Genomic DNA, 23,947 nt, shown 5'->3' on the forward strand with positions numbered 1-23,947 from the left:
GGACGGCGATGCACGATACGAACGATTATCTGCCGCCGCGACTCTACGACGGCGCGCAGGTCGGCGCGCTTGATGCGCGTTTTGCTGCCGAATTCGGCGTCAGCGGGCGGAGCCTGATGGAGCGCGCCGCACGCGCCGCCTACGACGAGCTCGTTGCTCGCTGGCCCATGCCGGGCCGGCTGGTCGCGTTCTGCGGGCCTGGCAACAACGGCGGTGATGGCGCCCTGATCGCAGTGCTGGCGCAGGCCAACGGCTGGGATGTACGGCTTGTTGCCCCGGCCGGGCTGGACGAGGCCGAAGGCGAGGCGGCGCGGGCCTTCGAGGCCTATCGCGGCGCTGGCGGCCGTGTCGTCGCATTCGAGGATGCGGCGATCGAGGGCGCGGATCTCATCATCGATGCCTTGCTCGGTACGGGCGTCAATCGGGATGTAGAAGGCGCGATGGCACAGGCGATCGCGCGGATCAACGAAGCCGGCACAGATGGTGCCGGCATCCTCTCGGTGGATATTCCCTCGGGGCTGGATGCCGGCACCGGACAACGGCGAGGCGATGCCGTGCAGGCCGACACGACCGTGACGTTCATCGGCGTCAAGCTCGGTCTGTTGACCGGAGACGGCCCGGTGCACTGTGGCGCGCTGGCCTTCGACGACCTGGGGGCGCCGGATGCGCTCTACGTCGATCAGCCGTATCGGGCCCGTCGGATCGCGCATCGCGATCTGCGCCGCGCATTGCCGGCGCGGGCCAAGAGCGCGCACAAGGGCAACAATGGCCACGGGCTCTGTCTGGGCGGCGATCGTGGCATGGGCGGAGCGATCCGCCTGTGCGCCGAAGCCGGACTGCGGGCCGGCGCCGGTCTGGTCAGTGTGGTCTGTCACCCGGATCATGCCGGGGCGATGGCGCAGGCTCGACCCGAGCTGATGTGTCTGGGGCTGTCGGATGAGGCCGATATGGCCGACCGGCTCGACGCGCAGATCGCGGCGGCCTCGGTCATCGCGGTCGGCCCGGGTCTGGGCCAGAATGTCTGGGGCGACCGGCTGTTCGAGCAGGCGCTGGCGAGCTCGAAGCCGCTCGTGGTCGATGCCGATGCCCTCAATCGCCTGGCCGTCGACCCTGTCCAGCGCGGCCATTGGATTCTGACGCCGCATCCGCGCGAGGCCGCGCGCCTGCTGGGTGTGCAGACCGCCGATATCCTGGCGGATCGCGTTGCCGCGGTGCGCGATCTTGCGGATCGCTATAAGGCGGTGGTGGTTCTGAAAGGGGCCGGCAGTCTGGTGGCCACACCCGATGAGATCTGGCTTTGTGCCGAAGGCAATCCGGGCATGGCGGTCGGTGGCATGGGCGATGTGCTGACCGGCGTGATCACCGCGCTCGTGGCCCAGAATCTCACGTTGTCGGATGCCGCCGTCTTCGGCACGTATACCCATGCCCTGGCCGGGGATGCCATCGCGGCTCGCGCCGGGGAGCGTGGCATGCTGCCCAGCGACCTGGTGACGGCGCTGCCGTCGCAACTCAACCCGGTCCGGCGATGAATCTGAGACTGGTCGGCCCGGCCGAGACCGAGGCGCTCGGGCATCGGTTGGCCCGGGCGCTGGCACTGGACACGGCCGGCGCCGTGGTACACCTGCGCGGCGAGCTCGGCGCCGGCAAGACCGCGCTCGTGCGCGCCACGCTACAGGGGCTGGGCCACGAGGGGGCGGTGGTTTCGCCCAGCTATACGCTCATCGAGCCCTACGCGATCGGCACCCGGCAGGTCTTTCATCTGGACCTGTATCGGCTGGGCGATCCGGAGGAGCTGGAATTTCTGGGCATTCGCGAGCTCAACCCGGCAACGGATCTGGTTCTTGTCGAGTGGCCGGAGCGCGGCGCCGGTTTCCTGCCGTCGCCGGATCTGCTCATCACGCTCGACTATGACGGCGATGGACGCTGCGCTGTGCTGGAGCCGGAAAGCCCGGCGGGTCAGGCCATGCTCGCGCGGCTGGACGCGCCCGGCGAACCCGGTCGCTGACGCCTTCATTGCCGCGGCTCTAGCCCGATTCGTCGACCGCATGGTCGGTATCGACGACGATGTGGGGTGCTGTCAATGACCGCGTATGCCGTGCCAGCCGTCATGCGGACCGTTCCGGTTCAGGTCGCGCTGGCGAAAATGTTGCCTTGACGCCGCGCCGCGGCTAGTCTTGGAAGAGGCGCGTTTCATGGCTTTCTCGGGGTTTCGGGGGCAAGCACGCATGTGGTTCCGATCGGCGCGATTGCTGGTTCTGGCACTCGTGTGGCTCAGCGTGCCGGCATTCGCCGGCAGCGTGAAGCTGCAGGATGCCCGCCTGTGGGCTACTGATGCCCGCACGCGCGTGGTGCTGGATCTGTCCGCCGATACGCAGCCCGATATCTTCATGCTCGCCAACCCGAACCGGCTGGTCGTGGATCTGCCGCACACGCGCAATCTGGGACGTGTGGCCCAGAATAGCGCCGATTCGTCCCTGATCCGCGGCGTGCGCGCGGGAATCCGGCATGGTACCGACGTGCGCGTGGTGATGGATCTGACACAGCGCGTCCAGGCCAAGAGCTTCATGCTCGACCCGGATGGCCAGCACGGCTATCGGCTCGTCGTCGATCTGTATCCCGGCGACAGCGCGGCCAAGGCCCCCGGCACACGGGTGGCCGAGCGCGATCCCGAACCCGCCAAGCCCGAGCCGTCCCCGGATAACAGCGACGACACTGCCGAGGCCGCTGCCGAAATTCTGGCCGATACACATGGCCAGAAGAACTCCGCCACGGCTCGCGATGTCGATGGGCCGACCCGCGCCGAGCGGGCACAGGCAGCCGGTCGCGACATCGTGGTGGCGATCGACGCCGGCCACGGCGGCAAGGATCCCGGCGCCCACGGGCCCAACGGCCTGCTTGAGAAGACTGTCACGCTGGCGATTGCACGCCGATTGAAGGCCATGGTCGATGACCAGCCGCACATGAAGGGCGTGCTGACCCGCGATCGCGACGAGTACGTCGGGCTGCGTCAGCGCATGGTGATCGCGCGGCGCGACAAGGCGGATTTCTTCATTTCCATTCATTGTGATGCCTCGCCGCGTGGCGTATCGGCCAGCGGCGCCTCGGTTTATGCGCTCTCGCCGCATGGCGCGACGAGCGAGCACGCGCGCTGGCTTGCACGTCGCGAGAATGCGTCCGATCTGGTCAGCGGCGTCAGCCTCAAGGGCAAGAACAGCAGTCTCGCGTCGTTTGTGCTGGATCTGTCGCAGAGCGCGAGTATCGATGCCAGCCTCGATGCCGCCAAGCGGGTACTGACCCAGCTCGACGGGCTCGGCGATCTGCACAAGTCCGATGTGCAGCAGGCCGGTTTCATGGTGCTGAAATCGCCGGATATCCCCTCGATTCTCGTCGAGACCAATTTCATCTCGAACCCGGCCGAGGCGAGCCGCCTCGGCAGTGCGCGCTACCAGCAACAGCTCGCCAGCGCCATGCTGCGCGGCATCAAGGGATATTTCGCGAGCTATCGACCCTCGACCTACATCACCGCCGCGCAGGTCTATCGCGTCAAGCCCGGCGACACGCTTTCGGAAATCGCCGAGCGTTTTGGCGTGAGTCCGGCCGTGCTCAAGCAGAACAACGATCTGGACAATACCCGTCTGCGTGTCGGTCAGGAGCTGAGAATCGACGCGGCCCAACCGCAGCAACTCGCCAGCCGGCAGTGATCGCGCCCGCGGGGCGACGTCGACTGCTGCTGGTCGGGCTCGGCCATGTGCACATGCAGCTGCTCGCGCGTCATCAACGCACACTTGCCGAAATCTTTGATCTGACCGTTCTGGCTCCCCATGGCGGCCGTTACATCGGGCATGCGCTGGCGTGCCTGGCCGAAACGTCGGTGCAGACGGAGGCGCAGCCGCGCTATGTGCCGCCGCCGGGCGTGGAGATTCGCCGAACACGCGTGATCGGCCTGCAGCCGCTGCATCGAAGACTGTGGATCGCCGATGGCCAGGCACTCGAATACGACGCCGCGAGCCTGAATACCGGTCATCGTCGTCTCCCCGACTGGGCAATATCGACCCGGATGAATCCGCCGGCCGTCTGGTCCGCGCACTCGGTCGATGATCTGTTCGGCCTGGCGCGTGTTCTGGAGGCCAGCGCCGGATCGGCCGGCGTGGTGATTGCTGGTGGGACACGTCAGGCCCTGCTTGTCGCCGAGGCGTTGTCGCGTCGTGTGGCAGGGCCGGTGCCGTGCACGCTCCTCTGGTCCGGTCAGACACCGGGTCGGCGAGGCCTGCGCTGGTTCAAACGGCTCGCCGAGCGCGGTGTGGATGTGGTGTGCGAGACCGTGGCGACGGGGTTGGCGCCCAACGCAGTGATCACCACCGACGGTCGGCGTTTTTTCGCCGATCATCTGTTGTGGGCCGGGACCGGTACGCCGAGTGCGTTGGCGTATGCGATCGGGCAGGGGCCGCGCGCCGACCGCGCGCCGACCGATCTGCGTATCGATCGACAACTCCGGATGCAGGGAATGCGCGAAACATTCGCGAGCGGTGCGACCGCCGGCTTCGACAACCGGCGCGCGCTGTCCGGTCGGGATGCCCGCCGACAGGCTGTCGTGCTGGCCAGCAACATCGCCGGTCTGTTCGATGCGCGGGGGCTGCGACGCTACCGACCGACCCGACGTCTCGAGCACACGGATCCGATCGACCGGCCGATGGCAGGCGCGTTCAGATGTTGGTTCAAGGGGCCGCGTCTCGATTCGGTAATCGATGCACGCGACTGGGCCGAGATCCCGTTCCGGTCGTCGCGGCGCCGGGCGACAACAGGGGCGCGATGACGAGAACGGCGGCACGCATCGCGCGCCGTCGCGGCCGGCAGTCGGGGCACGTTCGTTGCTCGGATACGGTGTGTGTCGTCGGCGACTTTTTCTCGGCTGTAGATACGGTTTGCAACACGCCAGGCGAACGATCGCGTCGCCGGCGGTGTGGCGGTTCGACGCCTTGGTCTGGCCCATGTTCGGGAGCCGGGCGACGACGTGTTCATCCATCGGCGGCGACGGTCTGCCGGGCGGCAAGACCGGCTCGCGCAGGGCGGGCGAAACTCCCTCGGATCGATGAGCCACGTCCGCTTGCGATGGTCCAGCCGCGGGATTGATCGGCCCGCCGCGCCGGGTGTTGCGCACGCTGTTCGATGAGCCGTCGGCGTGCCGGCATCGCGACCTGCGCTCCGCGTGGCGGCTCGCACGACGGTGCGATGGGAACGGCCTGTCGATATCCGCATTCGCGGTGTGCGACCGCAAACACATGCGGCGCGGCGTTGCCATCGGCCGACGGTTTGCCCGAAACTGGTCGGCTAATCGTTTGTCCGCGCGGCTCGGCCGCCCAACTGCCATGGCCATACAACGTCTCGACGATACGCTGGTCAGCCAGATCGCCGCCGGCGAGGTTGTCGAGCGCCCGGCTTCCATCGTCAAGGAACTGATGGAGAACGCGCTCGACGCCGGGGCGACGAGTATCGAGGTCATTGTCGAAGAGGGCGGGTTGCGACGTATCGCGGTCATCGACGACGGCTGCGGTATCGCGGCCAACGAAGTGCCGCTGGCACTGGCGCGACACGCCACGAGCAAGATCGACAGCCTGTCGGCCCTCGAATCGGTGGGCAGCCTGGGCTTTCGCGGTGAGGCACTGGCCAGTATGGCCTCGGTGGCCGAACTGACCTTGACCTCGCGAACCCGCGATGCCCCGCACGCCAGCGAGATCGCGGCGGCCCGCGAGACCGTGGTCCGCCCGGCGGCCGGTGAATACGGCACGCGTGTCGAGGTGCGTGAACTGTTCGCGCGCATCCCGGCGCGGCGCAAGTTCCTGCGTGCGCCGCCTACCGAGTTCAAGCACGTCCGACAGGCCTTCCAGCAGCTCGCGCTGTCGCGCTTCGATGTGGCTTTCAAGCTCTCCCACGGCGGCGTGGAGAATGCCGCGCTACCGGTGGCCACGGACGAGGCCGGGGCCAAGCGTCGCGTGGCCAGCGTGCTCGGCGCGGAATTCGATGACCACGCGGTGGCGGTGGACGAAGCCGCGGCCGGCATGCGGCTGACCGGATGGATCGCCACGCCGGGATTCTCGCGCGGCCAGGCCGATCGACAATACAGCTACGTCAACAACCGGCCGATTCGGGACAAGGTCTTCAACCATGCGGTGCGGCTGGCGTATCGCGATCTGTTGCACAATCAGCGCCACCCGGCCTATGCGCTGTATCTGAGCGTAGACCCGCGCCAGGTGGATGTGAACGCGCATCCGGCCAAGGCCGAAGTGCGTTTCCGACAATCCCGGCTGGTTCACGACTTCGTCTTTCGCAGTGTCTCGCGGGCACTCGCGGCGGTCGAGGCCAAGCCACACGAGGCCCGGACGGTCGATCTGTCACCGAGCCCGGGGTCGGCTGCCGAGTCGCCACGGCCTGCCATGACGCCGCGAGGCTTCGATTTTCGCAGCGAGCGATCCGGCGTGTCCGAGCGGGCTGCCGCGTATCGATTTCAGGCGCCGGACGATACGCCGGCATCGACCGCGCCCGCGGCTGCCGACCATGCGCCGACAACCCGGGCACCGGGTACGCGTGAGGCGACCGACATCGCCCCTGCGGCCGCTGCGTCCCCGTCGGCGGGCGAGGCAGCGTCGTTGCCGGAAACCGACGCGACCCCGGCGCTTGGCTATGCGATCGGCCAGCTCCACGACATTTATATCCTCGCGCAAAACGCCGAGGGGCTGGTGCTCGTCGACATGCACGCGGCCCACGAACGGGTGCTCTACGAGCAGCTCAAGGCCGAGTTCTCGGCGGGTACGATTCAGTGCACGCATCTGCTCGTACCCGAGACGCTGTCGCTTTCGGAAAGTGAAGCAGCAACGGTCGAATCGGCCAGCGAAGCGTTATCGCAGGTCGGCTTCGAGATCACCCAGAGCGGCCCGACCGAGGCGCTGCTGCGCGGCGTGCCGACGCTGATGGCTGATCGCGATTATCTGGCCCTGGCGCGGGATGTGATCGCTGAGATCGATGACGGCGCGCGCGGGGCCGATACCGTACGGGACGCCCTCGACGATGTTCTGGCCGATATCGGCTGCAAGGCCGCGGTCAAGGCCGGGCGCCGTCTGACGCTGGACGAGATGAATGCCCTGCTGCGCGACATGGAACACACCGACCGGGCCGGGCACTGCAACCACGGCCGCCCGAGTTGGGTGAGCGTCGATCGCGCCGGGCTCGATCGATTGTTCATGCGCGGCAAATGACGGCCAGCGAGGACAACAGGCTGGTGCTGTTGATGGGGCCGACGGCCTCCGGCAAGACCGCGCTGGCCATCGATCTGGTCGCGCGCTTGAACGCCGAGATCGTCTCGGTGGACTCGGCCATGGTCTATCGGGACATGGATATCGGCACTGCCAAGCCCGATGCCGCCACGCAGGCGATTGCCCCCCACGCGCTCATCGATCTGCGGGATCCGGCCGAGACCTATTCGGCCGCGGAATTCGTGGCCGATGCCAGGCGCGAGATCGCCCGCATCCGGGCGGCCGGCCGGCTCCCGATTCTGACCGGCGGCACCTCGTTGTATTTCCGTGCCCTGACCGACGGGCTTTCGGCATTGCCGGGGCGGGACGAGGACGTGCGCGCCCGCCTGTCGGCGGAGGCCGAAACGCTCGGCTGGGCGGCGCTCCATGCCCGGCTGGCCGAGGCCGATCCGGCGGTGGCGGCGCGTATCCACCCCAACGATGCCCAGCGTATCCAGCGGATGCTGGAGATCATGGCGCTGACCGGAGAGCGCCCGAGCGTGCTGCATGCCCGCGGTACACAGGGCCTGGCCGGGCAGCGGCTGGTCCGGATGGTGGTCTGTCCGGCGTCGCGTGCAGCGCTGCATGACCGCATCGAGCAGCGTTTTTCGCAGATGATGAGTGAAGGATTGCTCACAGAGGTTGAAAAACTGCACGCGCGGCCCGACCTCGATCTGTCGCAGCCGTCCATGCGCTCGGTTGGCTACCGTCAGCTCTGGCAAGTACTCGATGGTGATCTGTCGCTCGACGACGGTGTCGCCCGCGGGATCATCGCCTCGCGGCAGCTCGCCAAGCGTCAATTGACATGGCTGCGTTCACTCGCGGATGCCCACTGGCTGGCGAGTGATGATGACAACAACACCGCGCGCGCCGAGGCGTTAATCATGCGAGCCGGCACGTGACGGGCGTGATAACATTCTTAACGATTTATTAAACCCCTTGAGTCGGAGCCCGGTCCATGGCCAAAGGTCAAACATTACAAGAACCATTCCTCAATGCACTGCGCAAGGAGCGCGTGCCGGTCTCGATATATCTCGTGAACGGTATCAAGCTGCAGGGCCAGATCGAATCTTTCGACCAGTTCGTGGTGCTGTTGCGCAACGCTGTGAGCCAGATGGTCTACAAGCACGCGATTTCCACCATCGTGCCGTCGCGCAACGTGCGCAGCGAGATACGCGACGAGATGTCGCAGGAGTCCGAGGACGATTCGTAAACGAGTAGCCCAGCATGTTTGAGCGGCCGGCGGTCGGCCAGGGTGCCGTGATCGTTCACATCGGCTTCGGCAACGACGAGTATGCCGAGGCCGATCGTGAATTCCGCGAACTGGTCCGATCGGCGGACGCGGATGTGCTTGCGCACATCGGCGGTTCTCGCCGCGTGCCGGATCCGCGTTACTTCATCGGCGGCGGCAAGGTCGATGAAGTGGCGGCCGCGGTGACCGAGCACGGGGCCGAACTCGTGGTCTTCAACCACGATCTGTCTCCGAGTCAGGAACGCAATCTGGAAAAACGTCTCCAGGCACGCGTTCTCGATCGCGCCGGTCTCATTCTCGATATCTTTGCGCGTCGGGCGCGCTCGCACGAAGGCAAGCTGCAGGTCGAGCTCGCCCAGCTGCAGCATCTGGCCACGCGCCTGGTGCGTGGCTGGTCGCACCTGGAGCGACAAAAAGGCGGTATCGGCCTGCGCGGCCCGGGTGAGTCCCAGCTGGAGACCGACCGCCGTCTGCTCAATGATCGCATCAAGATGCTGCGCGACCGGCTCGACAAGGTGCTGGCCCGGCGCGATCAGGGCCGCGCCTCGCGACGTCGGGCCCGGACCCCGGTGGTCTCGCTCGTCGGCTATACCAACGCCGGTAAATCGACGCTGTTCAACCGCCTGACCGGCGAGGATATCTATTCCGCGGACCAGTTGTTCGCCACGCTCGATCCCACCTTGCGACGCATGGATGTGCCGGTCGGTGAGCCGTTGATCCTGGCCGACACGGTCGGTTTCATCCGCGATCTCCCGCATGAACTGGTGGCCGCGTTCCGTGCCACGCTCGAGGAGACGCGCGAGGCTGACGTGCTGGTTCACGTCATCGACGTGGCCGACAAGGAACGACGTGCCCATGCACGCGAGGTCAACGCCGTACTCGAAGAGATCGGGGCGAGCGAAGTCCCGCAGCTGGAAGTCTTCAACAAGATCGATCAGGTGCCGGGAGAGCAGCCGCGCGTTGAATATGACGCGCACGGCAAGCCGGTGCGGGTCTATGTCTCGGCGGCCACGGGCGAAGGCCTGGATGCCCTGCGACACGCGCTGGCCGCATTCTGTCATCCCGATACGATTGCCGGCACGCTGCGTCTGCCGCCGGCTGCCGGCTGGCTCCGGGCCCAGTTGTTCGAGTTGGGTGTGGTCTCCGGCGAGGACTACGATACGGCGGGCAACGTGCTGCTCTCGGTCACGCTTTCCCAGGCCGATCTGGAGCGCATCACCGCCCAGGCCGGGCTTTCGGTCGACGCGGTGCTGGTCGAAAGACGACCGGTGCACATCGACGCAACGGGCATGGCAGAGACGGGCATCGAATGAACAAAACGGCCGCGGAAGACCGAGCGGTCGTCACAGGGTTCGACAGGGTATTGGACGCTCGATAGACTGGCGCCCTGGCCAGCGTATTGCGCTCGGTTTCGGGCGTGATCGGCATCGCGTGTTCCGCGATCGCGGCCGATTCGCGGATGTGTCGCGCGCTGCCGCGCCACGAATTCATCAACGACGAGTCGCTCGCGTTTTCGGGCGTATCGGCGATGCTTTGCGAACAGGACGGGGGCGACCTGCCAAGGTCGTCGATCGACTCGATCAGAGGCTTTTCAGCATGGCGTGGAACGAGCCCGGCAAGGGCAAGGATTCCTGGAGCGGGGGCGGTGGCAACCGCAACAACGACGGTGGTGGGCCGCCGGATCTGGATCAGATCTGGAAGCGCCTCAAGGCTCGATTCAATTCGGGCAACGGCGGCGGCTCGAACAACAACGGCGGCGGTGGTAACGGCTCCGGCGGCATCCCGACCGGGCTGATTGCCGGCATCGTCGGTGTGCTGGTGCTTGCATGGCTCGTGGTCGGCGGGTTGTACGTGGTCCAGCCCGGCGAGAAAGGCGTGGTCCTGCGCTTCGGCGAATATGCCGATACCGCCTCACCCGGCTGGCACTGGCATCTGCCGTACCCGATCGCCTCGGTCACCAAGGTGGATGTCCAGCAGGTGCGTCGGGTCTCCAATCGCGCTGTGATGCTGACCAAGGACGAGAACATCGTCGACGTGGAGATATCGGCGCAGTACCGCATCTCCAATGCGATGAACTACCTGTTCAATCTCCAGGATCCGGATCAGACGGTTCAGCAGGTGTTGCGCTCGGCGGTGCGCGAGATCGTCGGCACCTCGAACATGAATCAGGTGATTCAGGAAGGCGTACAGGTCAACCAGCTCGAGGATCCGGCGATCGGCAATGTCGATCTCAAGCAGGGAACCGGTCAGCCGAAGAAGAAGGACGGGCTGAAGGACATCGACCAGAAGCTCGTCGGCCAGATCAAGGAAAAACAGAACGAGTACCCGCAGATCACCGATCGTTCGCGCGCCAAGCTGCCGTCGAACGTGAAGCAGATCATGCAGTACACGCTGAACAAGTACGACGCCGGCATCGACATCGTTGCGGTCAACGTGCAGTACGCACAGCCGCCGGAGCAGGTCCAGGGCGCGTTCCAGGAAGCGATCAAGGCCCGCGAGGAAGAAGAGCGTGCCAAGAACATCGCCCGGGCCTACGCCCGTGACGTGGTGGCCCGCGCCCAGGGCGACAAGGCCCAGATGATCGCCGAGGCCAAGGCTTACAAGTCGCGCAAGATCAACCGCGCGGAAGGCCAGGCCGCCCGTTTTGACGATCTGCTCACGCAGTATCAGAAGGCACCGGAGGTCACGCGTACCCGTCTGTATCTGGAGACGATGGGCGATGTCCTGTCGGCGTCTCACCTGGTACTCAATGACGGCGACGGCAATTCGATGACCTATCTGCCGCTCGACAAGCTGATCGACAAGGCCAGCCGCAAGTCGGCCAATGACGACACGAGTGAATCGTCCGGCCAGGACAGCGGCAACGACAGCAGCGGTTCGAGCAGCAGCGGATCCAGCGACGACGGATCCGGCCAGAGCAGCACGAACAGCAACAGCAGTAGCGGCTCGAACGGCAACAGCCGTTCCAGTGACAGCAACGCCTACGACATCGACGCCCTGCGCAGCCGGAGCCGTAACTCATGAATGCCAAGCAGACCGTGATTCTCGTGGCCGTGCTGATCGTCGCCGCGCTGGTCTATAGCTCGACCTTCATCGTGACGCCGAAGCAGCGTGTGGTTCTCGTACAGATGGGCGAGATCGTGGGCTCGGACTATGAGCCGGGCCTGCACTTCAAGTGGCCTCTCATCCAGACCGTGCATCGATTCGATCGTCGCGTCATGACGCTGACCGGGGATATCGAACGTGTGCTGACGTCGGAGAACAAGAACCTGTCGGTGGATTATTTCGTCAAGTGGCGAATCGCCGACCCGGTCAAGTACTACCTGGCCACGCACGGCGACGCCGCTCGAGCGCGTGGATTGCTGACGGAATCGGTCGAAAACGATCTGCTCGCCGAATTCTCCAAGCGCACGATCCGCCAGGCCGTCGGCGACGACCGCAACGAGATCGTCGCGGCCGTGCAGGTTCAGGTGAGTCAGGCCGCCAAGCAGCTCGGGATTGAGGTCGAGGATGTCCGCATCATGAAACTCGACCTGCCGGACAAGGTCAGCGACACCGTCTATGAGCGGATGCGCTCGGAGCGACAGGAGGTCATCCGGACGCTGCGTGCCCAGGGCGACGCCGCGGCCAAGGAAATTCGATCGGACGCCGATCGTGAACGCACCGTGGTGCTGGCCAAGGCGTACAACCAGGCTGAGCGGATCAAGGGCCAGGGCGATGCCCAGGCGGCCGGAATCTACGCCAAGGCGTATTCGCAGGATCCGGATTTCTACAAGTTCTATCGTAGTCTGCAGACCTATCGGGACAGTATCGGTAAGGACGATTTCCTGCTGCTCAAGCCCGATGGCGCACTGTTCCAGTACTTCAATCCGGCCGTCGCCAAGGGCGCAGGGTCGGGCACGCCCTGATCCTGCGCTGTCGTGTGGCTTGATCTCATCCGGGCGCTGGCGCTCGTGGCGGTAATCGAGGGGCTGGCGCCCTTCGTCGCGCCCGAACGCTGGCGTGCGGCCATGCTGCGACTGGCCGATATGCCGGCCGGCCAGCTTCGCATCGGCGGCGCAGTGGCCATTGCCATTGGGGTCGTGGTGCTGCAGTTAATCCATCAGTTCTAGCATGATGCAATCCAAACGCTGGCTATTGCCCGAGGGCGTCCAGGAAACTGTCGCGCCCGAATCGTGGCGGCTCGAGGCCGCCCGCCGGTCGCTGCTCGATCTGTACTGGCGCTGGGGATACGATCTCATTCGGCCACCGTTGATCGAGTATCTCGACAGTCTGCTGACCGGCGCCGGCCACGAGCTCGATCTGTTGACCTTCAAACTGACCGACCAGCTCAACGGTCGCATGATGGGCGTGCGCTCGGACATGACCACGCAGGCCGCGCGTATCGATGCACACCGGCTGGGTGCGAACGGTCCGGCGCGCTATTGTTATATCGGCAGCGTGTTGCGCACGCGACCGGAGGAGCCGGGCGGTTCGCGCTCGCCCCTGCAGGTCGGCGTCGAGAAGTTCGGCGACTCGCATCTGCACAGCGATCTGGAAATCGTGTCGCTCATGCTCGAAACCCTGTCCGTGATGGGCATCGAGCGCAGCTATCTCGATCTGGGCCACGTCGCGATCTACCGACAGCTGAGCGCGGCCTGTGGTATCGAGGCCGAGCTTGAACCGACGCTGTTCGACATCGTGCAGCGCAAGTCGCGCCCCGACCTGGACGCGCTGGCCGAGGCCGGGCGCATCAAGTCGACCACGCATGCGCGGTTCGTCGCGCTCATCGATCTCAACGGGCCGGTGGCGGTACTGCCCGAGGCCCGTCAAGCACTCGGCGGCATCGATACCGCCATCGATCGAGCGCTCGACGAGATCGAGGACATGGCCGCGTTGATTGCCACCCATTATCCGGATATGCCGCTGTTTCTGGACCTGGCGGAGCTGCGCGGCTATCGCTACAAGACCGGCTTGCTGTTTGCGGCCTTCGCACCGGGACTCGGTCGGGAACTGGCGCGCGGCGGCCGCTATGACGATGTCGGTCAGGCGTTCGGGCGACCGCGCCCGGCCACGGGCTTTTCCGCCGATCTCAATCTGCTGGCGGCACTGGGCGAGTTCGCCGACGACCGGCCGGCGAAGTGCGGTATCGCGGCCCCGGCTGACAACGACGATGCTGCGCTGCTCGCTGAAATACGCCGGCTCAGGGCAGCAGGCGAGCGGGTCGTCGTGGCCACGCCGGCGCATCACGAGACGGCCGAGGCCGGTTGTGACCGGATTATCGATCATATCGACGGACGCTGGCAGGTCCGTCCTCTGCAAGCATAGAGACCAAACTCATGGGTAAACGCGTCATCGTCATCGGCAGCCAGTGGGGCGACGAGGGCAAGGGCAAGATCGTCGATCTGCTGACCGATCGCACCAGGCACGTCGTACGCTTCCAGGGCGGCCACAATGCCGGCCATACGCTGGTCATCAACGGCGAGAAGACGATTCTGCGACTCATTCCCTCGGGCATCCTGCACGAGGGCGTGACCTGTCATATCGGCAACGGCGTGGTGCTCTCTCCCGAGGCGCTACTTTCCGAAATGGGCGAGCTGGACGCGCGCGGCGTGCCGGTGCGCGAGAAGCTGCGCATCAGCCCGGCGTGCCCGTTGATCCTGCCGTATCACGTCGCCCTGGACAAGGCACGGGAAGCGGCCCGCGGCAAGACCGCGATCGGCACGACCGGACGCGGCATCGGTCCGGCCTACGAAGACAAGGTGGCCCGCCGCGCGGTGCGTGTCTCCGATCTGTTCCGGCGTGAATTGCTGGCCGCCAAGATCGGCGAGGCGCTGGATTTCCACAATTTCGTGCTCAAGCAGTATCTCGGCCAGCCGGCCGTGGACTTCCAGGCCACGCTGGATGCCTGTCTCGAGCACGCAGAGCAGCTGCGTCCGATGGTGGCCGACGTGGCCGAGCTGTTGCGCCAGGCTTATGTCGCCGACGAGTCGATCCTTTTCGAGGGCGCACAGGGGGCGCTACTCGACGTCGATCACGGCACTTATCCGTTCGTGACGTCGTCCAATACGACCGCGGGTGGGGCGGCGACGGGCTCCGGCGTCGGGCCAACGTACTTCGACTACGTGCTCGGTGTGGTCAAGGCTTATACCACCCGGGTGGGCTCCGGCCCGTTCCCGACCGAGCTGGACGATCACTACGGGCGCCATCTGGCCGACCGCGGGGCCGAGTTCGGTGCCGTGACCGGGCGGCCGCGTCGCTGCGGCTGGTTCGATGCCGTTGGCCTGCGGCGAGCGGCATTCGCCAACAGCCTGTCCGGGCTGTGCATCACCAAGCTCGACGTGCTCGACGGGCTCGATGCCATCCAGCTGTGCACCGGCTATCGCAGCAACGGTGAACTGCTGTCGGTGCCGCCCTCCGGCGCCGAAGCCCTGGCAGACTGCGAGCCAATGTACGAAGAGATGCCCGGCTGGTCCGAGTCGACCTCGGGCGTGCGCGACTACAACAAGCTACCGGCCAACGCACGCGCCTATCTTGATCGTCTGGCCGAGATCGTCGGCGTACCGATCGATATCGTCTCGACCGGACCGGATCGTGCCGACACCATCGTGCTTCGCCACCCCTTGATGGACTGATTCTCCGGAAACGTGTGCCTGCGCCTGGGCCGCGTCGAGCGGACGATGGGTGGGGTGCGATTCGATCCAGCGCTTGAGATGATTGTCGACAATCGATAAAACAGATTGTCGACAATCACAAGCGCCAGCCATCATGGGATCAGCCAGTCAGCCGCATGCCGTCCGGGGCACACTCGTCCATTGTCAGCGTGACCCGGACACGGCGGGCGCGAGCCAGGGGCTCGTTGTGCACGAGGACGGCCTGCTGGTCGCCGCCGATGGCCACATCGTCGATGTCGGCCCGTTCGAGGCCGTGCAGGATCGGCTCGGGCAAGACATACCGATCATCGATCATCGGGGCTGCCTGATCGTGCCCGGGTTCGTGGATACGCATATCCACTACGCCCAGACGGATATGATCGCGAGCTACGGCGAGCAGCTGCTGACCTGGCTCGAACGCTATACGTTTCCGGCGGAGGCAGCGTTCGCGGATCGTGCCGTGGCCGAGGATACGGCTGCTTTCTTTATCGACGAACTGTTGCGTAACGGCACCACTTCGGCGCTGGTTCTGGGAACGGTGCACGCGCACTCCGCAGAGGCCATATTCGCCGAGGCGGCCCGTCACGGCATGCGCTTGGCAGCGGGCAAGGTATTGATGGATCGCAATGCGCCTGCGGCGCTCTGTGACCATCGCGACGAAGGCATGGCCCGGACCCGCGATCTGATCGAACGCTGGCACGGGTACGATCGATTGAGCTATGCGATCACACCCCGCTTCGCGCCGGCCTGCTCGGCCACACAGCTCACCGCGGCTGGCGCGCTCGCGGCCGCCTATCCGGACACCTATATTCATACCCATCTGGCCGAGAATCACGACGAGATCGCCTGGGTGGCCGCGCTTTTTCCGGAATCACGCAGCTACTTCGATGTCTACGATCGGGCCGGCCTGGTGCGGGAGCGGGCGGTCTTTGCGCACTGTCTTCATATGGATGACGTCGATCGTCGTCGGATGACCGAGGCCGGTGCCGTGGCAGTGAACTGTCCCACATCGAACATGTTTCTCGGCAGCGGCCTGTTCGATTTCGGTGCAGCGCACCGGCACGGCACGACCGTCGGACTGGCGACGGATGTCGGGGCCGGGACTTCTTTTTCGATGCTGACAACGGCGACCGCGGCGTATCAGACCGCCCAGCTGACGGGCCAGACGCTGTCACCGGCGCGCATGTTGTATCTGGCCACGCTGGCCGGGGCCGAAGCGCTGGATGTGGCGGATCGCATCGGCCGCTTGATGCCGGGATACGAGGCGGATTTCGTGGTTCTGGACCCGGCCGCGACGCCCTTGATGGCACGGCGTGCACGCCACGCGTCGGATATTGCCGCCCGGCTGTTCATGACCTTCGTTCTGGGCGATGACCGTAGCGTGCTCGAAACCTGGGTTGCCGGTCAGCGGCGTCATCGGCGCGCGCCGACACATCCGCACGCGCACACGGCTAACCTAAGGAACCGCTGATCTATTCATCCACGGTCGCGTTCGAGTCGCAAAAGGCCACGATACAAGGCGCATGGCGCCGCGTCATAGCCACTCCATGATCCAGCCATGCAAGGCCGTAGCGCGGCCTTTTGGGCCAAACCGCTTGGCGGCCGGGCTTTTGCGCGCGCCTGAGCGGCGTTGCCGCTCGCTCATTTGCATTCAGCAAACGGCGCTCGCGGCGTCTTGTCAGACGCGCGCAAAAGACACCGGCGCGACCGTAGATGAATAGATCAGAGGTTCCCTAACAGGCCCTAGCCCGCAGGATTGAAGATCACGTGGCACGGATTCTGCTTCCACCAAAGGCCTTTGATTGTTAACAGTCCGGTCGCGTTTCCGTATGCCGTCGGCTGTTTTGCCCGGGTCAGCGCCGGAACGTGACCCGCCGGCCGGCGTGCGCGCTCACATCAATCGTTTCATGCCGGTAACCTGATGACGACTGCACCGAACAAACGCGATATGAGCGAAAGCCAGACCCCTGACCGTGAACCGGCAATAGCCTCGACCCCACAGGATCCCGTGGCCCGTTACTTCGATTTCGCACGCGAGGGGACGACCTGGCAGCGCGAGATCGTCGGCGGGGTGACGACGTTCCTGGCCATGGCCTACATCATGTTCGTCAATCCGACCATCCTGTCGGCGGCCGGCATGGATCAGGGCGCGCTGTTCACGGCCACCGGCCTGTCGGCGATCGTCGGGACACTGCTCATGGCGCTGGTTGCGCGGTATCCCGTCGGCATCGCCCCCAGCATGGGGCTCAATGCCTTTTTCGCTTATTCGGTGGTGCTCGGCATGGGCGTGTCCTGGCAGACAGCGCTGGTCGGTGTGCTGTTTTCCGGGTTGATCTTCGTGGCCATCACAGCGCTGCGGATACGCGAGATGGTTCTCGATGCGATCCCGCTGGATCTCAAGCTCGCCTCGGCTTGTGGCATCGGGCTCTTCATTGCGCTCATCGGTTTCGAGGATGCCGGTATCGTTGTCGATAACCAGGCGACACTCGTCATGCTCGGCAATCTGACGGCGCCGGCGACGCTGCTCACCGTCGTCGGACTGATCGTCTCGGTCGGGCTCATGCTCCGACGCGTGCCCGGTGCCATTTTCTTCGGCATGGTGGTGACATCACTGCTGGGAATCGCCATGGGGGTGATCGCGATGCCCGATGCCGTGGTGAGCCTCGCGCCGAGCGTCACCCCGGTGTTCGGGACCGCCATCAGCCAGCTTTTCGCGCACCCCGAATCGCTGTTCACGCTCAACTTCTTGGTCGTGGTGCTGACTTTTCTGTTCGTCGAATTCTTCGACACGGCCGGCACGCTCATGGCCGTGGCGAACAAGGCCGGACTGATGGCGGGGAATACGATGCGCCGTGCGCGGCCGGCCATGCTCGCCGATTCGTCTTCCGTGGTCGCGTCCGCGCTGATCGGCACCTCGCCGACCACTTCCTATATCGAGTCCACGGCCGGAGTGGCCTCCGGCGCCCGCACCGGCATGGCCTCGATCGTCACGGCGCTGCTGTTCGCTGCCGCGTTGTTCTTCTCGCCACTGCTGGCGGTGGTGACAGCACACGTGACCGCGCCCGCGCTGATCATCGTCGGCGTGCTGATGGTCTCCTCGCTTGGAGAAATCGACTGGAAACGGCTGGAGATCGCCGTGCCGGCATTTCTGACGCTGATCGCCATGCCGGCGACCTACAGCATCGCCAACGGCATCGCGCTGGGTCTGGTGATGTATCCGATCACCATGGTGGTGGCCGGCCGCGGGCGGGAGTTGCATCCGGTCATGTATATCCTGTTCGCGATCTTCGTGGCGTATTTCGCCTTTCTGTCGTAGTGCATCGCGTCAGGCAAGACCGGCCGTGGTCGCAAACGCTCCAAGAAGAGCAATCCGGCGTGATTGATCACCGAGCTCGCGCGGCGATGGCACGTGCGTATCAACTCCGGCAGGTGCGAGACGCATGAGCACGGCGCTTTCGGCAACCTTCATCTGTCTTCTTGTGCTCGGCATCGTCTGGTTTGTCTTATTGACGTTGTTGTTCCGTCGACTCGAAAAAGTACACCCGCATCGATATACGCGGATGGGCAGGCCCGACCTGTTCCGGAACCACGCGATGAAGACAGGTTTTGCGACCTTGAGATTTGTCATCAGACGCGAGCATCGCAGCTTGAAGGATCCGCGTCTGGGGTATCTCAGCGATACGGCGATGGCGGTTTTCGTTATATATATCGTCTTGTTTTTCAGCCTGTGCCTGGGCGTCTTTTTTGTAGAAGGGCACTGACCGAGTACCCATCGGCTCGCTGCGATCCACCGTCCAGAGCGCGGCCGCGGGTCGAGTTGGCGACGCGACCGTCTTCTGTGTAGGCGATAACCGGGCCTGAATTTTTCTCGTGGCGTCACGGCGTAGCTGTTGTGGGTCCGGGCCGGCGGATGCGCGGCGCCAACGGCGCAATTTCGGAGCGCGGTCGTGGCCCCGGCCGCGCGTGGCGCCTCGCCTGTCCGTTGACGGGCTCGGACCGTTCGTACGGCCACGCCTTGTTTCGCGACGAACGCTCCGGGCGCGCGACGACGAATCAGCCTCGACAGGTCTGATGCTTCAATCGGCCGTGCGGCCGCGATGTGCCGCGTTATCCCGGGCTTGCCGGCTGCGTGTCAGTGGCCGCGCCGAAGATCGCGGCGAGATCGACCGTATTCTGCGCGCGGGCGTAATCGAGTCGCGCTTCGAGATGCGACAGATGGGCCGTCATGAGCGCGGCGGCCTGTTTGCTGTCGCCGGCATCGAGCGCTTCGATGATATGGCGATGGTCGTCTTCGCGATAGCAGGCTGCCATCCCCGGGACCTTATAAAGTGCGACCGCGATGGAGGTGCGCAGGATCAGTCCGTCCAGCATGCCGGCCAGAACGCGATTGGGACAGGCCGCGGCAAGCTGCTGGTGGAAGGCCAGCGAGTGATGAATACGCTGGTCGTGTGCGCCGGCTTCGTGCGCGCTGCGTTCGTCATCGAGCGTTTTTTCCAGCGCCTGGCGCTGGCCGGCGGATAGAGCGCCGGCCGTCAGGCGCACGACTTCACATTCCACGAGCCGGCGCGCAGCGAACAGTTCCGCGGTTTCTTCCCGGCTGGGCTCGGCCACCGTCGCGCTCTGATTGCGACGACTGGTGAGGATGCCGTCGGCGGTCAGCCGTACCAGCGCCTTGCGCACGATCGCCCGGTTGACCGCGAACACCTGCGCAAGCCGGGATTCCGGCAGCCGCGTCCCGGCCGGCAGCTGCTGATTGAGGATGGCGTGACGCACTGATCGGGCAATACGCCAGGCGGGATCGTCCGTGGCGGTCGGTGGCTCGGATTGCTGCAGAAATTCACTCATGAGAAGGCCGTCTGGCAGAGCACTCTTGTTCGCTGAATGGCACGGAAATTGTTAACAAGTATAGTCATATATTGCCGGTAATCGTTTCGCCGGCGTCTGTATGGGAGGTGACAGTGCGCCATACTCTACGCTTCCTCCTGGGCGATACGCTGCAGGAGCTGACCGGCGTCGATCCGACTCAGACCGTACTCGCCTGGCTGCGTGCCAACGGACACACCGGAACCAAGGAAGGCTGTGCGGAAGGGGATTGCGGGGCCTGCACGGTCGTGATCGGTCGGGCGGATGCCGATGGGGCTATGGTCTATCGTGCGCTCAATGCCTGCATCATGTTTGTCGGCATGCTCGACGGCGCACAGTTGCTGACTGTCGCGCATCTGGCCGCCGCAGACGGCACCCTGCACCCGGTCCAGCAGGCGCTGGTCGATCACCACGGCTCGCAGTGCGGTTTCTGTACGCCGGGCTTCGTGATGTCGCTTTACAGTTTCTATCGCAGTGGCCAGACGCCGACGCGAGCCGGTGTGTCGGACGCCATCGCGGGCAATCTGTGTCGCTGTACCGGCTATCGTCCGATCGTGGATGCCGCCCTGTGCATGCACGACTATCCGGTCGTCGATGCGGGCGATACCGCGGCCATTGCCGCCCGTCTTCGCGCCCTGGACGACGGCGAGCCGATGGATGTCGGCGACGGTGATCGCCGCTTCATCGCGCCGCGCGATCTGGCCGGGGTACAGCAGGCGCTGGCGCGTCATCCCACGGCGAGGCTGGTGGCCGGTGGCACGGATGTCGGTCTGTGGGTGACCAAGCAACATCGTGACCTGGCGGTATTGATTCATCTGTCGCGGGTCAGCGAATTGCAGGGGATCGCGACATCGCCGACGACGTTGATCATCGGCGGGGCGACCACACATGCAACCGCCCTGAGCGGGCTCGCCGCGCTGCATGCGGATATCGGCGAGCTGTTTCGTCGGTTTGGTTCCTGTCTGATCCGCAATGCCTCGACGGTGGGCGGCAACATCGCCAACGGTTCGCCGATCGGTGACTCGATGCCGGTGCTGATCGCACTCGGGGCCGAGGTGGAACTGGCGGGCCCGGTGGATCGGCGCCGGGTCGTGCTCGAGGCGCTGTACCGTGATTATCAGGAACAGGCCCGGGCATCAAACGAACTCGTCGCTCGCATCGTGGTGCCGCGTCTGAGCGCGAATCAGCGATTCGGCTGCTACAAGCTCTCCAAGCGTTTCGACCAGGATATTTCGGCGGTCTGTGCTGCGTTTCGCATCACGCTGGATGCAGGGCGCGTCATCGAAGCCCGGCTGGCTTTCGGTGGCATGGCCGCGATTCCGATTCGCGCCCGCCGGGCCGAAGCCGCGCTGGTGGGACAGGCATGGAACGAGGCGAGTGTCGCGGCTGCCCGTGATGCGCTGGCCGAGGAGCTGTCGCCGATCAGTGACATGCGCGCCTCGGCGTCGTACCGACAGCGGGCGGCCGCGCAGCTTCTGCATCGTTTCTGGGTAGAAACCACCACGCCGGAGACATCGACACGCGTGTTGGCGGCGGAGCCGGTGTGATGGATCAGCCCACCCCGAAGCACAATCCCAGCGCCCGTCAGCCGATCGCGCACGACAGTGCGCATAAACACGTCACCGGTACGGCCCGTTACGGCGACGATATCCCGGAGCCGCGCGGTCTGTTGCATACCTATGCCTTTCCGGCCGAACGCACCCATGCTCGTGTGAGTCGACTGGATCTGTCGGCTGTCCGGGCGGCGCCGGGCGTGGCTGCGGTCGTCTCGGCGGCCGATCTGGCGGCTACGACCAACGATATCGGGCCGGTCTTTCCGGGCGACCAGGTGTTCGCCGATGGCGAGGTCCTGTTCTACGGCCAGCCGCTGTTCGCCGTGGCGGCCGAATCAATCGCCGCGGCGCGTCGAGCCGCGGGTCGGGCGATCGTCGAATATGTGGATCTGCCGGCGATTCTGACCACCGACGCGGCGATCGACGCCGAGGCGTTCGTTGTGCCGTCCAAGACCTGGGGCCAGGGCGATCCGGACCGGGCTCTGGCAAGCGCGCCGCATCGGTTGAGCGGACGAACGACGGTCGGCGGCCAGGAGCATTTCTATCTCGAGGGCCAGGTTGCACTGGCCGTGCCCGGCGAGGATGGTGATCTGCTGGTCCACAGCTCGACGCAGCATCCGTCCGAAGTCCAGCGGGCGATCGCTCACGTGCTCGGCCGCGCCGATCATGCGGTGACGGTCGAGAACCGACGCATGGGCGGCGGTTTCGGGGGCAAGGAGACCCAGGGGGCCTGGTTCGCGGTGATCGCGGCCTGGCTGGCGGCGGCTACCGGGCGTCCAGTGAAGTATCGCCTGGATCGCGACGATGACATGACGATGACCGGCAAGCGGCATCCGTTTGTCATCGATTACGACGTGGGCTTTGACGCCGACGGCCGGATCGTCGCACTCGACGTGATCCAGGCCGCCGACTGCGGCTATGCGCCGGATCTGTCGCATTCGATCGCGGATCGGGCGATGTATCACGCCGACAACGCCTATTATCTCGGCGATGTCCGGGTGACTTCGCATCGCTGTCGCACGCACAAGGTCTCGAACACTGCCTTCCGCGGTTTCGGCGGGCCGCAGGGCATGATCGGCATCGAGGAGATCATCGAGCAGATCGCCCGAGCGACTGGTCTGGACCCGCTCACCGTGCGTCGGCGCAACTACTACGGCACCGAGAATCGCAACCGCACGCCGTACGGCATGACGGTGGACGACAACATCCTCGATCCGTTGACCGATGAACTGCTGGCCTCGGTCGATTATGCCCGCCGCCGGGCCGCGATCGCGGACGACAACGCCGCGAATGCCGTGCTCAAGAAAGGGTTGGCGTTCACCCCGGTGAAGTTCGGGATCTCCTTCACCAGCAAGTTTCTCAATCAGGCCGGCGCGCTGGTCCTGGTCTATCTCGATGGCAGTGTCCAGCTCAACCACGGCGGGACAGAGATGGGCCAGGGCCTGCACACCAAGGTTGCGCAGGTCGTCGCCGAGGTTTTCGGGCTGGACTTCGAGCGGGTGCGGATCACCGCGACGAACACTGGCAAGGTGCCCAACACCTCGCCCACGGCCGCCTCGTCGGGCAGCGATCTGAACGGGGCTGCGGCCTACAACGCCGCCCGCAAGATCGTCGATCGGCTGCTGCCGGTCATTCGTGATCATTTCGATGTGCCCAGCGAAGATGCCATCCGTTTTGGCGAGAACGCGGTCCATGCCGGGCCGCGCCGTCTGGGCTCGTTCGCCGACATCGTGCAGATCGCGCACCGGGCCCGGGTCCAGCTATCGGCGGCCGGGTTCTATGCCACGCCCAAGATCGAAGTCGACGCGTTGGGCCGGGGGCGCCCGTTTTTCTACTTCGCCTACGGCGTGGCCTGCTCGGAAGTCGTGATCGACACGCTGACCGGGGAGCACCGGATGACCCGTGTCGATATTCTGCACGACGTCGGGAAATCGCTGAATCCGGCCATCGACATGGGCCAGATCGAAGGCGGCTTCATCCAGGGCGTGGGCTGGCTGACGACCGAGGAAAACGTCTGGGATGCATCCGGCAAGCTACTCACGCACGCCCCCTCGACCTACAAGATCCCGGTCGCCTCGGATGTCTGCGCGCGATTCACTGCCCGCATCTATGAGCGCGGGGAGAACGTGGAGGACGCGGTCTATCGTTCCAAGGCTGTCGGCGAACCGCCGTTCATGCTGAGCCTGTCGGTTTTGCATGCCCTCAAGGACGCACTGGCCGCCATCGACGGGTATCGCAGCGCCGCGCCTCTGAACGCGCCCGCCACGCCAGAGGCAGTTCTGGCGGCGGCCGATGCCATGGCCGAGCGGGCCGCGCGACGAAGTATTTCCGCACTGCCGGAGCCGGCCGAGTGACGGTCTG

At 65.3% G+C, this 23,947-nt stretch carries 19 protein-coding genes; 18 read left to right on the forward strand and 1 reads right to left on the reverse strand.

Annotated features, from left to right (window positions below):
* Positions 1-8: 8 nt before the first annotated feature.
* The 16 genes from D3260_RS06910 (at position 9) to D3260_RS06985 (ending at position 18,931) form a co-directional block, all read left to right on the forward strand.
* Complete coding sequence (locus tag D3260_RS06910; RefSeq protein WP_120097843.1) at positions 9-1,529, forward strand: NAD(P)H-hydrate dehydratase; 1,521 nt, start codon at positions 9-11, stop codon at positions 1,527-1,529.
* The gene (tsaE, locus tag D3260_RS06915) at positions 1,526-2,005 is read left to right on the forward strand and encodes a tRNA (adenosine(37)-N6)-threonylcarbamoyltransferase complex ATPase subunit type 1 TsaE (RefSeq protein WP_120097844.1); all 480 of its coding nucleotides are present in this window, start codon (positions 1,526-1,528) and stop codon (positions 2,003-2,005) included. The genes D3260_RS06910 and tsaE overlap by 4 nt, the downstream gene beginning before the upstream one ends.
* 220 nt (positions 2,006-2,225) lie before the next feature.
* On the forward strand, positions 2,226-3,701 hold the full coding sequence (locus D3260_RS06920) for an N-acetylmuramoyl-L-alanine amidase (protein WP_120097845.1): 1,476 nt from the start codon (positions 2,226-2,228) through the stop codon (positions 3,699-3,701).
* On the forward strand, positions 3,698-4,813 hold the full coding sequence (locus D3260_RS06925) for a hypothetical protein (RefSeq protein WP_120097846.1): 1,116 nt from the start codon (positions 3,698-3,700) through the stop codon (positions 4,811-4,813). The genes D3260_RS06920 and D3260_RS06925 overlap by 4 nt, the downstream gene beginning before the upstream one ends.
* Positions 4,814-5,366: 553 nt before the next feature.
* On the forward strand, positions 5,367-7,250 hold the full coding sequence (mutL, locus tag D3260_RS06930; protein WP_120097847.1) for a DNA mismatch repair endonuclease MutL: 1,884 nt from the start codon (positions 5,367-5,369) through the stop codon (positions 7,248-7,250).
* Complete coding sequence (gene miaA, locus D3260_RS06935) at positions 7,247-8,188, forward strand: tRNA (adenosine(37)-N6)-dimethylallyltransferase MiaA (RefSeq protein WP_120097848.1); 942 nt, start codon at positions 7,247-7,249, stop codon at positions 8,186-8,188. The genes mutL and miaA overlap by 4 nt, the downstream gene beginning before the upstream one ends.
* A gap of 56 nt (positions 8,189-8,244) precedes the next feature.
* Positions 8,245-8,499, forward strand: coding sequence for an RNA chaperone Hfq (gene hfq, locus D3260_RS06940; RefSeq protein WP_120097849.1), 255 nt, complete (start codon positions 8,245-8,247; stop codon positions 8,497-8,499).
* A gap of 14 nt (positions 8,500-8,513) precedes the next feature.
* The gene (gene hflX, locus D3260_RS06945) at positions 8,514-9,851 is read left to right on the forward strand and encodes a ribosome rescue GTPase HflX (protein WP_120097850.1); all 1,338 of its coding nucleotides are present in this window, start codon (positions 8,514-8,516) and stop codon (positions 9,849-9,851) included.
* Positions 9,852-10,134: 283 nt separating this feature from the next.
* Positions 10,135-11,562: a protease modulator HflK gene (gene hflK, locus D3260_RS06950; protein ID WP_120097851.1), complete on the forward strand. Its 1,428-nt coding sequence runs from the start codon at positions 10,135-10,137 to the stop codon at positions 11,560-11,562.
* On the forward strand, positions 11,559-12,446 hold the full coding sequence (gene hflC, locus D3260_RS06955) for a protease modulator HflC (RefSeq protein WP_120097852.1): 888 nt from the start codon (positions 11,559-11,561) through the stop codon (positions 12,444-12,446). Before hflK ends, hflC begins: the two co-directional genes overlap by 4 nt.
* A 12-nt stretch (positions 12,447-12,458) precedes the next feature.
* Positions 12,459-12,650, forward strand: a complete 192-nt coding sequence (locus tag D3260_RS06960) for a DUF2065 domain-containing protein (RefSeq protein WP_120097853.1) — start codon at positions 12,459-12,461, stop codon at positions 12,648-12,650.
* Position 12,651: 1 nt separating this feature from the next.
* Positions 12,652-13,845, forward strand: coding sequence for an ATP phosphoribosyltransferase regulatory subunit (locus tag D3260_RS06965; protein ID WP_233543995.1), 1,194 nt, complete (start codon positions 12,652-12,654; stop codon positions 13,843-13,845).
* An 11-nt stretch (positions 13,846-13,856) separates the two neighbouring features.
* The gene (locus D3260_RS06970) at positions 13,857-15,152 is read left to right on the forward strand and encodes an adenylosuccinate synthase (protein ID WP_120097854.1); all 1,296 of its coding nucleotides are present in this window, start codon (positions 13,857-13,859) and stop codon (positions 15,150-15,152) included.
* A gap of 133 nt (positions 15,153-15,285) precedes the next feature.
* A complete protein-coding gene (gene guaD / locus D3260_RS06975; protein WP_120097855.1) occupies positions 15,286-16,641 on the forward strand; it encodes a guanine deaminase in 1,356 nt (451 codons plus the stop codon).
* A 537-nt stretch (positions 16,642-17,178) separates the two neighbouring features.
* Positions 17,179-18,486 carry an NCS2 family permease gene (locus tag D3260_RS06980; RefSeq protein ID WP_370456284.1) on the forward strand — a complete coding sequence of 436 codons (1,308 nt, stop codon included), beginning with the start codon at positions 17,179-17,181 and terminating at the stop codon, positions 18,484-18,486.
* Between the two features lie 124 nt (positions 18,487-18,610).
* A complete protein-coding gene (locus D3260_RS06985) occupies positions 18,611-18,931 on the forward strand; it encodes a hypothetical protein (RefSeq protein WP_120097856.1) in 321 nt (106 codons plus the stop codon).
* A 346-nt stretch (positions 18,932-19,277) separates the two neighbouring features.
* Here D3260_RS06985 and D3260_RS06990 read toward each other — a convergent pair whose 3' ends face one another.
* Positions 19,278-20,015 (reverse strand): GntR family transcriptional regulator, encoded by a 738-nt coding sequence (locus tag D3260_RS06990; RefSeq protein ID WP_120097857.1) that lies wholly within the window; start codon positions 20,013-20,015, stop codon positions 19,278-19,280.
* Positions 20,016-20,128: 113 nt separating this feature from the next.
* Here D3260_RS06990 and xdhA point away from each other — a divergent pair, with 113 nt between their 5' ends.
* Both xdhA and xdhB read left to right on the forward strand, forming a co-directional pair.
* Positions 20,129-21,580 (forward strand): xanthine dehydrogenase small subunit, encoded by a 1,452-nt coding sequence (xdhA, locus tag D3260_RS06995; protein ID WP_120097858.1) that lies wholly within the window; start codon positions 20,129-20,131, stop codon positions 21,578-21,580.
* Positions 21,580-23,940 carry a xanthine dehydrogenase molybdopterin binding subunit gene (gene xdhB / locus D3260_RS07000; RefSeq protein WP_120097859.1) on the forward strand — a complete coding sequence of 787 codons (2,361 nt, stop codon included), beginning with the start codon at positions 21,580-21,582 and terminating at the stop codon, positions 23,938-23,940. Before xdhA ends, xdhB begins: the two co-directional genes overlap by 1 nt.
* The last annotated feature ends 7 nt before the right edge of the window (positions 23,941-23,947 follow it).

Origin of the sequence: Salinisphaera sp. Q1T1-3 (assembly GCF_003602005.1) — a bacterium.
GTDB lineage: Bacteria > Pseudomonadota > Gammaproteobacteria > Nevskiales > Salinisphaeraceae > Salinisphaera.

Excerpts from the sequence above, each read along its gene's own strand:
- D3260_RS06910 (WP_120097843.1), top strand. The coding sequence starts at position 9 with ATGCACGATACGAACGATTATCTGCCGCCGCGACTCTACGACGGCGCG.
- tsaE (WP_120097844.1), top strand. The coding sequence starts at position 1,526 with ATGAATCTGAGACTGGTCGGCCCGGCCGAGACCGAGGCGCTCGGGCAT.
- D3260_RS06920 (WP_120097845.1), top strand. The coding sequence starts at position 2,226 with ATGTGGTTCCGATCGGCGCGATTGCTGGTTCTGGCACTCGTGTGGCTC.
- mutL (WP_120097847.1), top strand. The coding sequence starts at position 5,367 with ATGGCCATACAACGTCTCGACGATACGCTGGTCAGCCAGATCGCCGCC.
- miaA (WP_120097848.1), top strand. The coding sequence starts at position 7,247 with ATGACGGCCAGCGAGGACAACAGGCTGGTGCTGTTGATGGGGCCGACG.
- hfq (WP_120097849.1), top strand. The coding sequence starts at position 8,245 with ATGGCCAAAGGTCAAACATTACAAGAACCATTCCTCAATGCACTGCGC.
- hflX (WP_120097850.1), top strand. The coding sequence starts at position 8,514 with ATGTTTGAGCGGCCGGCGGTCGGCCAGGGTGCCGTGATCGTTCACATC.
- hflK (WP_120097851.1), top strand. The coding sequence starts at position 10,135 with ATGGCGTGGAACGAGCCCGGCAAGGGCAAGGATTCCTGGAGCGGGGGC.
- hflC (WP_120097852.1), top strand. The coding sequence starts at position 11,559 with ATGAATGCCAAGCAGACCGTGATTCTCGTGGCCGTGCTGATCGTCGCC.
- D3260_RS06965 (WP_233543995.1), top strand. The coding sequence starts at position 12,652 with ATGATGCAATCCAAACGCTGGCTATTGCCCGAGGGCGTCCAGGAAACT.
- D3260_RS06970 (WP_120097854.1), top strand. The coding sequence starts at position 13,857 with ATGGGTAAACGCGTCATCGTCATCGGCAGCCAGTGGGGCGACGAGGGC.
- guaD (WP_120097855.1), top strand. The coding sequence starts at position 15,286 with ATGGGATCAGCCAGTCAGCCGCATGCCGTCCGGGGCACACTCGTCCAT.
- D3260_RS06985 (WP_120097856.1), top strand. The coding sequence starts at position 18,611 with ATGAGCACGGCGCTTTCGGCAACCTTCATCTGTCTTCTTGTGCTCGGC.
- D3260_RS06990 (WP_120097857.1), bottom strand. The coding sequence starts at position 20,015 with ATGAGTGAATTTCTGCAGCAATCCGAGCCACCGACCGCCACGGACGAT.
- xdhB (WP_120097859.1), top strand. The coding sequence starts at position 21,580 with ATGGATCAGCCCACCCCGAAGCACAATCCCAGCGCCCGTCAGCCGATC.